Annotated in this window: 10 protein-coding genes and 2 pseudogenes; all 12 read left to right on the top strand. The window is 40.5% G+C overall.

Annotated elements, in window-relative coordinates; translation table 11 throughout:
- The first annotated feature begins 407 nt into the window (after window positions 1-407).
- A complete protein-coding gene (mobQ, locus tag JUF13_RS14080; protein ID WP_203640174.1) occupies window positions 408-2,471 on the top strand; it encodes a MobQ family relaxase in 2,064 nt (687 codons plus the stop codon).
- Window positions 2,472-2,483: 12 nt separating this feature from the next.
- Window positions 2,484-2,707: pseudogene (locus JUF13_RS14580) on the top strand (LtrC-like protein); the annotation flags it as partial.
- A gap of 483 nt (window positions 2,708-3,190) precedes the next feature.
- Complete coding sequence (locus tag JUF13_RS14070) at window positions 3,191-4,216, top strand: IS30 family transposase (RefSeq protein ID WP_010619295.1); 1,026 nt, start codon at window positions 3,191-3,193, stop codon at window positions 4,214-4,216.
- A 365-nt stretch (window positions 4,217-4,581) separates the two neighbouring features.
- Window positions 4,582-4,959, top strand: coding sequence for a large-conductance mechanosensitive channel protein MscL (mscL, locus tag JUF13_RS14065; RefSeq protein ID WP_084989049.1), 378 nt, complete (start codon window positions 4,582-4,584; stop codon window positions 4,957-4,959).
- A 235-nt stretch (window positions 4,960-5,194) separates the two neighbouring features.
- Window positions 5,195-5,782: a recombinase family protein gene (locus tag JUF13_RS14060; RefSeq protein WP_068478992.1), complete on the top strand. Its 588-nt coding sequence runs from the start codon at window positions 5,195-5,197 to the stop codon at window positions 5,780-5,782.
- 167 nt (window positions 5,783-5,949) lie between these two features.
- Window positions 5,950-7,278 carry a glycoside-pentoside-hexuronide (GPH):cation symporter gene (locus tag JUF13_RS14055; protein WP_057910134.1) on the top strand — a complete coding sequence of 443 codons (1,329 nt, stop codon included), beginning with the start codon at window positions 5,950-5,952 and terminating at the stop codon, window positions 7,276-7,278.
- A gap of 139 nt (window positions 7,279-7,417) precedes the next feature.
- Window positions 7,418-7,852, top strand: a pseudogene (locus JUF13_RS14050) (IS6 family transposase); the annotation flags it as partial.
- 84 nt (window positions 7,853-7,936) lie between these two features.
- Window positions 7,937-9,301: an NAD(P)/FAD-dependent oxidoreductase gene (locus tag JUF13_RS14045; protein ID WP_042749386.1), complete on the top strand. Its 1,365-nt coding sequence runs from the start codon at window positions 7,937-7,939 to the stop codon at window positions 9,299-9,301.
- 304 nt (window positions 9,302-9,605) lie between these two features.
- Window positions 9,606-9,788 carry a hypothetical protein gene (locus JUF13_RS14040; RefSeq protein ID WP_129531904.1) on the top strand — a complete coding sequence of 61 codons (183 nt, stop codon included), beginning with the start codon at window positions 9,606-9,608 and terminating at the stop codon, window positions 9,786-9,788.
- Window positions 9,778-10,125, top strand: a complete 348-nt coding sequence (tnpB, locus tag JUF13_RS14035; protein WP_129531903.1) for an IS66 family insertion sequence element accessory protein TnpB — start codon at window positions 9,778-9,780, stop codon at window positions 10,123-10,125. Before JUF13_RS14040 ends, tnpB begins: the two co-directional genes overlap by 11 nt.
- A gap of 71 nt (window positions 10,126-10,196) precedes the next feature.
- A complete protein-coding gene (tnpC, locus tag JUF13_RS14030; RefSeq protein WP_129531902.1) occupies window positions 10,197-11,744 on the top strand; it encodes an IS66 family transposase in 1,548 nt (515 codons plus the stop codon).
- Between the two features lie 89 nt (window positions 11,745-11,833).
- Window positions 11,834-11,966, top strand: a 133-nt coding sequence (locus JUF13_RS14025; protein ID WP_268890212.1) for a transposase, incomplete at its 3' end; no start/stop codon positions are given.

The following is an 11,966-nucleotide window of genomic DNA, read 5'->3' as shown; positions in this document are numbered from 1 at the left end:
AAATTAGCATAATCTAAATTGGCTTGACTGATGATTTGTTTACCTAGCCGTTGTTCAATCTTATTTTTTTCGTCCTTAATTTTTTGATTAAGGGCTTTTAATTTAGCTTCTTGTTTTTCTAAGTTACTTTGAGACATAACAATCCCTCCAATCATATTAGAAATAATCACCGAAACTATATCATATAAGAAACGTTAAGTCAAAGTATAAAATTTGAAATAGCGAAGCGGAAGGCATACACTAAGTTAAAGTTAAGAGAATCAGAAGACCGAGTGAAACGAGGTCAATGTGCACTTACACCCCACTAAATTTTTGTGGGGTAAATCGTGATAAAATCCTGTATTAGAAGTCGCCGATGGCGACAACAAGGTCAAAACCCATATAATCAAAGGAAGACGGTGACTGACATGGCAATATTCCACATGAGTTTTAGTAATATTAGTGCTGGTAAAGGACGAAGTGCGATTGCCAGTGCCGCTTATCGAAGTGGTGAAAAGCTATTTGATGATCAAGAAGGTCGCCACTATTTTTATGCCCGATCGATCATGCCAGAAAGCTTTATTTTGACGCCAAAAAATTCACCTGAATGGGCGAGTGATCGAGATCAGTTGTGGAATGAAGTTGAAAAGAAAGATCGTAAATCAAACTCACGGTATGCAAAAGAGTTTAACGTGGCTTTACCGGTAGAATTAAGTGAATCCGAACAGAAAGAATTACTGACAAAATATGTGCAAGAAAATTTTGTTGATGAGGGCATGGTAGCCGACGTGGCAATTCATCGCGACCACCCAGATAATCCGCACGCTCATGTGATGTTAACTAATCGGCCGTTTAATTCAGATGGAACATGGGGAATTAAGAGCAAAAAGCAATATATTTTAGATGATAATGGCAACAAAACATATACCGGAACTAGCAAGTACCCTAAGAGTAGAAAGATACTGATGGTCGATTGGGATAAAAAAGAAAAAATAACTGAATGGCGGCACAATTGGGCGGCAAGTGTAAATCAGGCTTTAGAGCAAAAAAACATTCCTGATCGGATCAGTGAAAAATCATTTGTGGAACAGGGAATAGCTGACACACCAATGCAACACGAGGGAATCAATAGCAAACGGCATGAAAGAAAGGCATTTAATCAACAAGTTAAGAACTATCGTAAGTCCAAAGCTGGCTATAAAAATATGCAGGAGAAAGTACTTAATCGAGGCCACTTGGATAGCCTAAGTAAACACTTCTCGTTTAACGAGAAAAAAGTGGTCAAAGAGTTAAGCCACGAACTGAAAACTTATATTAGTTTGGAAAGTTTAGATGATAAGCGGCGCATGCTATTTAATTGGAAAAACAGTACCTTAATTAAGCACGCTGTTGGTGAAGATGTCACTAAGCAATTATTGACGATTAACCAACAAGAAAGTTCACTAAAAAAAGCAGATGAACTCTTAAATAAAGTAGTTGATCGCACGACTAAAAAACTTTATCCAGAGCTTGATTTTGAACAGACAACCGCGGCTGAACGACGGGAATTGATTAAAGAAACTAATAGTGAACAAACGATTTTCAAAGGCAGTGAATTAAACGAACGTTTAATGAATATTCGTGATGATTTATTGGTCCGACAATTATTGACCTTTACCAAACGGCCATACGTTGGCTGGAAGTTATTAATGCAACAAGAAAAGGAAGTCAAAATCGAGCTTAAATATACGCTGATGATTCATGACGATAACTTAGAAAGTCTAGAACACGTTGATCAAGGTCTACTAGAAAAGTATTCACCAACCGAGCAGCAAAAGATTACTCGCGCAGTCAAAGAATTGCGAACAATCATGGCTGTTAAGCAAGTCATTAAAACGCAATACCATGAAGTATTGAAAAGGGCCTTTCCCAAAGGCGATTTAGATGAATTACCAATGACTAAACAGGAACAAGCCTATACAGCCGTGATGTACTATGATCCTGTTTTAAAGCCATGTCAGGCTGAAACAATTGAACAGTGGCAAGCAAATCCACCACAGGTGTTCAGTCCCCAAGAACATCAACAAGGACTAGCTTATTTATCGGGACAGCTTAGCTTAGATCAGTTAGAAAATCATCACTTACAACGGGTTTTAAAGCATGATGGCACTAAACAACTCTTTTTTGGCGAATGCAAAGCCGATCCGACGATTAAGAACAGTCAGATCGAGAAAATCCAAAAGCAGTTAAAAGGGCAACAAGCCAAGGACGACCAGTACAGAAAAGCAAATATGGGGCATTATCAACCGCTAAATTATAAGCCAGTTAGTCCAGACTATTACTTAAAGACGGCCTTTAGTGATGCGATCATGACTGTTCTATATGCTCGTGATGAAGATTACCAACGGCAAAAGCAAGAACGTGGACTGAAAGAAACCGAGTGGGAAATGACGAAAAAGCAGCGGCAACACCAAACCCGGAACCGGCATGAAGATGGGGGTATGCACTTGTAATTCAAATGTAAAATAAAAAAGCTATCAGCCCGATCGCTTAATCAGTTATATCAAGTTTGCAACGACAAGTTCAGCAAGCAAGGAACCCACAACAAAAATCAGAACTAAAAAATAAACTAAATGATATACACCATGAAATCAGTAATCGAACACAAAAACAGCTGCAAGCATTTGCTGAACAAAACCCCAAAATAAAGAAACCAGAAGTGACAAACAATTTACAGATAAGAAGGTGAGAGAATCATAAATAACCAGTTATTTGAAACAACTAAAGAAGAATTATACCACCGGCCTAAACAGTTAATTAATTTGAACCAATGGCTCCTCGTAACCATTAATACAGCTAAATCGATGATCGATAATACAGATAAATCTCAGTTTATTTATTTAAATCACTTTGTTAAATGTAGTACAACTAGAGATGTTCAGCAAATGTTTGACGAAATACAGGGGAAGTTTGGAAATATAAATTTTTCCCAACGCCATAACCCTAGGTACCTATATCTATGTTCTTTAGTAGCCAATTTTCCACTAATGCAACTTTCAGTTGAAAATTGGCGGTTAATTAAAAATTTTATTTATGTTGATGATTATTTTTCACCTCGATTTAAAATTGAAGTGCAACACCTGCTCTACTAGACCAGTTCTTTATTCAGACTAGTCAAAAAGGCCATGAAGACCTATTCTTAATTCACCACAAACAAGAAAGAGGTATCTTCATGACCCGAATTAAGAATATCATATCTAATCAGTATCACCAACTCAATTTAGCTGAACGTGGTCGAATTGAATCCCTAAGGGACTTAGATTGGTCTATCCGCCGAATTGCCCAGGCCCTTCATCGTAATCCCAGCACGATTTCACGTGAATTAAAACGTGGGACAACGACACAGATTAACGCTAGTACTCATATCTTTGAACAGTCATATCTGGCAGAAACTGGTGAAGCAATTTATCGTAAGCACCGACTAAATAGCTGTTATCGTGGACTCTTTGATCATTGTCAAACCTTCTGTAATGCTTTGGTGACAGCTTTAAAAGCGCGTCCCAGGATGCATAGTGTGGATACTTTTGTCCACCAATTCAAGACTGATCACCCAAGGCTTGTCTGCCCCTCAACACCGACGGTGTACCGGTATATTGATGACCAGCGTTTAGCTATCCGCAATTCAGACCTACCAGCTAAACTACGTCGCCGGATTAAATGCCCCGGGGCAAAGCATCATCGAATCAATAAGAAAAATCTGGGCCATTCAATCGAAGAGCGTCCCGCCATGGTTCAAGCGCGTCAAGAGCTTGGACACTGGGAAGGTGACTTGGTCAAAGGCAAACGGGTTGAATCTGAGCCAGCATTAATGACTTTGACTGAACGTGTTAGTCGCTTAGAGATCATCGTTAAACTTCCCAATTATCATGCCGACACTTGCTTGAAAGCCCTCCAGAATACCTTATATGACTATGGAACCGAGCACTTTAAAACCATTACTTTTGATAATGGTGCTGAGTTCTCAAGCTTGAGTCAAGTCAAGGGAACTGACATCTACTTTGCCCATCCTTATTCACCATGGGAACGTGGAACCAATGAGAACACTAACGGCCTTTTGCGCGAGTTCTTCCCGAAGGGCAGATCCTTGGCTTCGGCCTCACTCATTGACATTCAGCTGGCTCAAGATACCTTAAACAACCGGCTACGGCGGTCATTGAACTATCGCTGCCCAGCCGATCTAATGCCTGAACTAGCTTAGCAACTAGACCACTTCTAAGAATAGATTCTTAGTGTTGCACTTGATTTGACAATTGAGGAAAAAAATGATTTTATTGGTAGCGTTAATAATAATTTGGGCAACCTATAAATTTTTTTCTTCATGGATTTGGTGGATATTAGGAATAATGCTGTTAATTGCTTTGTGGCGTTTTTTGACATCTTGGCCTGTCTTACTACTGATTGCTGGTGCATGCATTTTTCTATTGATTAAGCAGCATCGTGACAAAACTAAATCCAAGTCACCTTACGTTAATAAGAAAGTAACCGTTAATCAAAAGTTTCATTAGCACGACTAGTCCAATACTGATGACTATAAAAGCTGAAAAATTTAAGGGAGAAACTTGTATGTTAAAAGAATTCAAAGAGTTTATTTCACGTGGTAATGTAATGGACTTAGCAGTTGGTGTCATTATTGGAGCTGCCTTTACATCTATCGTTAAGTCATTAGTTGATAACTTAATTAATCCATTAATTGGTATCTTCTTGGGACAAATTGATTTTTCTGATCTTGCCTTTAAAGTTGGTAGTGCAACATTCAAGTATGGTGCCTTTATTAATTCCATTATCAATTTTCTAATTATTGCTTTTGTTGTATTCCTGTTAGTAAAAGGTATCAATAAAATTATGCCTAAAAAAGAAGCTTCCACTGCCCCAATCTCAATGGAAGCTCAATACCTGCAAGAAATTGCTGATATTTTGAAAAAAAATAATTCCCAAAAATAGGCTTTCTTTTGAATAAATTTAATCACGTCAACCTTGCACTTGTTTTTAACTTTTCCACAGGAATTTCAAAATTAAAGAAGTCCTCGATTTAAATTTCATTAATGAAATTTTCTGGATTTAATACAACGATTTTTCAAAACGGCCAATAGGGTATACCCTATTGGCCTTTTTTGATTCTGTGCTATACTAGGAATTACAAATGTTCATTAGAACTGTCCAAAAGGAAGTGCTGACAATGGCTAAAATTGGTTATGCTCGTGTGAGTTCCAAAGAGCAACATTTAGATCGACAGATAGCGGCCTTAAAAGGCGTTGATAAATTATTTACGGATAAATTAAGTGGAGCTAACACTAATCGGCCAGAACTGCAAAAAATGCTGGCCTATATTCGTGAGGGTGATATTGTAATGGTCACTGAATTAGATCGCTTAGGCAGAAACAACCATGATTTGACTAAGATCATGAACTCCATTCAAAATAAGGGTGCCACCCTAGATGTGTTGAATTTACCGTCCATGACAGGGATTGCTGACCCAAATTTACGTCAACTGATGACCAACTTGATTATTGAACTCTATAAGTATCAGGCCGAAAGTGAACGTAAGCGAATCATTGAGCGCCAGCAACAAGGGATTGCCTTAGCTAAGCAGCAGGGTAAATATCATGGGCGCAAACCCCAATACACCCAAGACGATTCCCGCTTGCAACATGCTTTTAAGCTTTATCGAGCTGGCATGAGTGACATTGATGTGTCCCGAAATACAGGTATTAAACGGACGACCTTTATTCGATACCGTGTGAAATACGGTATTAAAAGAAAATAGGGCCCCCTTTTGGTTAGCACATGTTAACTGAAAGGGCCCCTATTTTCTTTACTTAAAAGTTGTCTCAGGAATCAGCTTACATCCAAATTGTGTACAATCTATATTATGAGAACTAATTTTAGAGTATGATAAAGTTGATTAACAATTTCGATAAAGGCGATGATGGGATGAAAAGCACGACGAAATGGGTAACACGGTGGCCCGAACGAATTAGTTACGGCTTAAGTGACGCCGCCGATAATTTAGTCTTTCAAATGATGACGACCTATTTGCTATTCTTTTACACTGATGTTTATGGACTGACACCAAGCGCGGTGGCCATTTTATTTGTCGTGGCGCGGGTAGCTGACGTTGTTGAAAGTTTTGTCATCGGGATCATGATTGATCACACACATTCACGGTTTGGCAAGAGCCGACCGTTCTTCCTCTGGTATTCGTTACCTTACGTTATTTTTGCGGTTCTCACCTTTGTGACGCCTAACTTTTCGTATAATGGTAAATTAATCTGGGCATATGTGACGTATTTAGGCCTTGGATTTCTGTATACGGCTGTTAATCTGCCAATTACGTCAATCTTACCAACGATGTCGCAGAATACTCGTGAGTTGACGTTGTTGGGTGTCATTCGTCAATTCTTTGGCAGTTCGGTTCAAATTGTGGTGGCGGTATTCACATTACCCTTGGTTGCGTTCTTCGGCCACGGTAATCAGCAAAAAGGGTTCTTGGGCACAATCATCGTGTTTAGCCTGATTTCATTTCTTTTGATTATCAACACGTTTGTCCATGTTCGCGAACGGTTCGCGAATCCTGAAATTGCCCATCAACCGTTAACAACTGTCCTAAAAATGTTGAAACATAATCAGCCATGGATCGTTATGTCAATCGTGATTCTCATGTACTGGCTGGTGACGGCAATTAAGAATCAGACAACCATTTACTATTTTAAATATACGGTGGGAAACGAAAACCTGGTACCACTAGCTAACAGTTTTACTCTGGCAGCGTTAATCGGGGTATTGCTGATCATTCGAATTACCGAGGTTCGCAGTAAGAAGCAAACGATGCTTCGCGGTATTTTAATGGCGCTGGTTGGTCAAGCCGTGATTGCGATTGGGGTTTATACCAAAATACTGTGGTTCTTGTTTGGCGGTGTCTTGATTAACTCGATTGGCAATGGGATCATTATTGGCCTCGTCTCAATCATGATTGCTGACACAATCCGTTATGGTGCCAGCATGGGGATCCAAGCCGAGGGAATTCTGGCTTCAACGGATGACTTTGGCGTTAACGTCGGCCTTGGTGTTGGCGGCTTGATTACAGCTGGTTTGTTTCACTTTTCGGGTTACGTTGCCAATCGAACCCAGAATGCCGCAACTCTCACCATGATTAATTTGAATTATGTTTGGATTCCGTTGGTTATTTATGTGGGGATGTATTTTGTATTGCGGCTTTATGATGAGGGGCGGATTGAACGAGCAATAGAAGCAAGAAAATAAGTCCGAATTATATTCTAAATAATAGTTTTTGATTTGCTAACTAACACCGGTGCGGTGTGATATTATTGGTTCTGGTGCAAATTTTCCTCGCTGACTTGATTTTAGTATACTGGGTGCCAAGAAACGAGGGATTGCGCGCATGAATCACTTTAAGGGACGCCACTTTCAAAAGGACATCATCTTAGTAGCCGTTGGCTACTATTTCAGATTCAGTCTCAGCTATCGTGACATCGTTGAATTGCTTCGGGATCGGGGTATCACTGTTCATCACACCACGGTCATGCGTTGGGTTCATCACTATGGCCCCATCTTTAAGGCTCTATGGCGTCGGCATCAAACAGCTCACGCTAAAAGTTGGCGAATCGATGAGACCTATATTCGAGTTAAAGGCCGTTGGGCCTATTTGTATCGCGCTATTGACAGTAACGGTTTGACCATGGATTTTGAGTTACGAAAACACCGCGATTATACCGCATCCTATCACTTTTTGAAGCGTCTCTTGACGACCAATGGTCGGCCTGATCGATTAGTCACTGATCAATATCGGGCAACACTGAAAGCAGTGAAGCAAATTTATTGAACAAAATATGATAGACATTAAGTAATAAGTGTTACCCTTGAAAATGTAATGAAGAAACTATTGTGTTAGGAGGATTTTATGGATAAACGTAAAATTGTAATTGTTGGTGCTTCACATGGTGGTCATGAATCAGCAATTGAGCTGTTGGATAAATATAATGATGTAGATGTAACTGTTTATGAAGCTGGCGACTTTATTTCATTTATGTCCTGTGGTATGCAATTATACTTAGAAAATAAAGTTACGGCTGAAGATGACGTCAGAAACTTTGCTCCTGAAGATGTTGAAAAGAAGGGCGGTCATGTTTATGCCAACCATGAAGTAACCGCGATTCATCCTGAACATAAGACAGTAACAGTTAAGGATTTAACCAATAATTCTGAAGAAGAAGTTCAATATGATAAGTTAATTCTTTCATCAGGTGTAACGCCAAAGGTTTTACCAGTACCTGGCAATGATCTTAAGAATATCTATTTAATGCGTGGACGTGATTGGGCTTCTAAGTTAATGAGTGCTGTTAACAATCCAGCAATTAAGAATGTTGCTATTGTTGGTGCTGGTTATATTGGTACTGAAGCTAGTGAAGTATTTGCTAAAGCTGGCAAGCATGTAACTTTAATGGACATGATTGATCGTCCATTAGGAACTTACTTGAACCCTGAATTGCTTGATGTTTTGGAACCTACCTTTAAGAAGAATATGGACTTGAAGATGGGCGTTAAAATTGAAGGCTTCAACGGTAATGAAAAAGTTGAAAGCGTCAAGACCGATCAAGGCGATATACCAGCTGACTTGGTTGTTGTTTCAGCAGGGGTAACTCCTAATACTGATTGGATAAAGGGCACAGTTGATTTAGATCAAAGAGGCTGGATTAAGACTGATCCATACTTGAGAACGAATGTTAAAGACGTTTACGCTATTGGAGATGCAATTTTGCCACTTTCTATTCCAGCAGGTAAGCCAATGCCAATTGCTTTAGCTACTACTGCTAGAAGAGAAGCACAATATGTGGTTGATCATATCTTTGAAGATAAGCCAGATCGCGCTTTCAAGGGTGTTATCGGTGCTTCAGCTCTTAGCGTCTTTGACTATCACTTCGCTACTGCGGGATTAAATAAGTTTTCAGCTGCTAAGAATAAGCTTGATTATCAAACTAGCTTCTATGAAGATCATATGCGTCCAGCTTATGTCCCAGAAGCAGATAATCCTAAGGTATATGTCAGCTTAACCTTTAATCCATATACTCACCAAATCTTAGGCGGTGCTGTCCTTTCTAAGTATGATATTACTGCTCAAGGCAATGTTTTAGCTTTGGCAATTAGTCATAAGATGCGCTTGGAAGACTTGGCTGAACAAGACTTCTTCTTCCAACCAGGATTTGACCGTCAATGGAGTTTGCTTAACCTAGCTGCTCAACATGCATTAGGTATGGCAAGATTCTAATTTAATCGTTAATAAAAATAAATTATAAAGATAAAAACTAGTCATGTTTTTAACGGCTCTTTGTCAAATGGTGTTGAAGGATAGTTTCTATCCTTTGGAGATCTCCTCGTGTGGGAGATCTTTTTTGTTTTTTTATTAGTTGCGGCGTTTAATCTGGTGTGTCGTCTGAATATCGTACTTGAAGGCATAACAAATAAGCCTACCATCGTGACGTTATTGTAAGCAGTAAATAACTGACCGTATTTTCCGCGGCCGCCATATGGACTATGATTACCTCATCAAATAAATTGGTGAGGTGTTTTTGATGGATAAACAACCAGATATTGTTCAAGTAAAAGTCGGTCGGGCTCCAGAAAGCCCAGCTCCTGGAGCGACTAAAGCATTGCAAATCAGAGTCGACAGCAATAAATCAGTCATTGTTTACAATCACATCAACGGATATATTCTCGATGCTTTAATGAAGGCGGTGTTCCCACATGATCATTGATACCAGCCAAATCAGCCAAATTTACCTGGTTTGTGGTAAGACAGATTTGCGCAAAGGTATTGATGGACTCGCGGGTATCGTTCAGGAACAATATGACTTAGACCCATACTCGCAGGCACTATATCTCTTTTGTGGCACACGTAAAGACCGCTTCAAAGCCCTGTATTGGGATGGTGATGGCTTCCTACTACTGTACAAGCGGTTAGAAAATGGCCATTTACAATGGCCAACCAATCAACTCGCGATTCGTAGATTAGATCCACGGCAGCTGGTTCGCTTGTTGAGTGGTTGGGCGTTAGATGCGACTGTTCATAAAGTATGCCCTCCAGGACATTGAAAATGCTTTCTAGTTTGTCAGATGAGTGGTAAGCTCAATGATAATAACGATACATCAAGGAGGTGACACCTATGGCAGAATCAGAAAAAGATCAAAGAATCCATGAACTTGAAGCGGAAATTGCGACTCTCAAGGAACAGCTGGCTTACTTCACTCGAAAAATCTATGCGAGTAAATCCGAAACAATAGATCCCAATCAAACGTCACTATTTGATGAGAAAGATCGTGTTTTTACCGAACCAGAGCAAACTGGAGACCAAAGCAGCGCCGCATCAAATCAAGTACAGCCAAAGAAATCGAAGAAAAAGACGCGGCAAGAAAAAATAGATGCCAAGGTACCGGTACGCGTAACCATCATTGAACCAGCTGATGGTAAATGTCCAGCAGGACATTCAGACATCACGCCGATTGGAAAAAAATATGTGCGAGAAGAATTGCATTTCGTTCCAGCGTACGCATACCTGGAAAAGATCTACGAACAAAGTTATAAGTGTGAACAGTGTGCTGAGAATACAGCAACATCTGGCTTGTGGAAGTCGCTGGTGCCACCAGCCTTGTTTCCGCATAGTTTGGCTTCTGTCTCCTTAGTAGCAGAAGTTATCTATAATAAGTTTGTCTTGGGTGTACCACTATATCGTCAGCTATCTGAGATTAGCCGTTTAGGCTACCATACGTCTGAAGCGACCTTGACTAATTGGGTTATCAAAGCCGCCCAACAACTGACACCACTCTACGAAGAATTTCATCGGCAATTGTGCTCAGCTCATCACCTGCAAGGTGATGAAACGCCAATCGAGGTTCTGAGAGAGCCCGGCAAGGCTGCGACATCAAAGTCTTACATGTGGGTGGCACGTACGCCAATCAAAGAACCAAATCCCACCGTCTATTATGCATATGGTGCCACCCGTTCAGGCGCCTTTGCCCAATCCGTATATGAAGGCTATCAGGGCGTTTTACAATGCGACGGATATAGTGGCTACAACCTACTAGGTACGGGTGTGCACCGAATGGGTTGTTGGGCCCACGTTCGACGTAAGTTCTATGACGCGAATCAATCGCATATCAAGGGAGCCCAAGAACTACTTCACTTGATTGACGAGATGTTCGCTCGAGAACGAAAATGGCAGGCCTATTCACCACGAGCACGCCGGCGACGACGCCGTAGTTGCTTGAGAAAAATTCTCAAGCGTTTTTGGCGCATTGTGGATCATACCGAGGTATTACCACAATCTCGGCTGGGAAAGGCGATCACTTACGCTCAAAGTCAACGGCCATATCTTGACCGGATTATTAATGATGGCGTTATTGACTGGAGTAATAATGCTTCTGAGCGTAATATGAAGAGTCTGGTGATTGGGCGTAAGAACTGGTTATTTAGTACCAGCACGCAAGGTGCCGAGTCAATCGCTATTTGGATGACATTTATTGAAAGCGCCAAGGCCAATCATATCGATCCGCGTCAATATTTGACGGATTTATTAAAAGCTTCGACAGTCCTACCAGCATTTCCGAAACCGGAAGAGTTGGCGGTTTATTTGCCATGGAATTATCGAAAATATCAAAATGTGGACCAACGGACAGACGTCAACGAGTCCCCGGCGACGACGTTCGCCGCATAGCCAAAAAGAAAGTTCCCCACGCTTCTCAGAACCGAGAAGTGTGGGGAACTTTCTTTTTGTATTCACAGTAACCTGTAGAGAATAAGGCAATACGGCCAGTTATTTACTGCTTACAGAAAATGTACGGTGCTCACTACTCCAAAGTCACGGTTTCCAACATGACTAAAGCCGTCAATGAACAGGTTCAAGCTTTCCAGCAACGTCGACTGGCTTCACAATATG

Origin of the sequence: Levilactobacillus wangkuiensis (genome assembly GCF_016861605.1) — a bacterium.
Classification (GTDB): Bacteria; Bacillota; Bacilli; order Lactobacillales; family Lactobacillaceae; genus Levilactobacillus; species Levilactobacillus wangkuiensis.
Note: the sequence above shows the minus strand (reverse complement) of the source record. Positions and strands in the feature narration are given on the sequence as shown.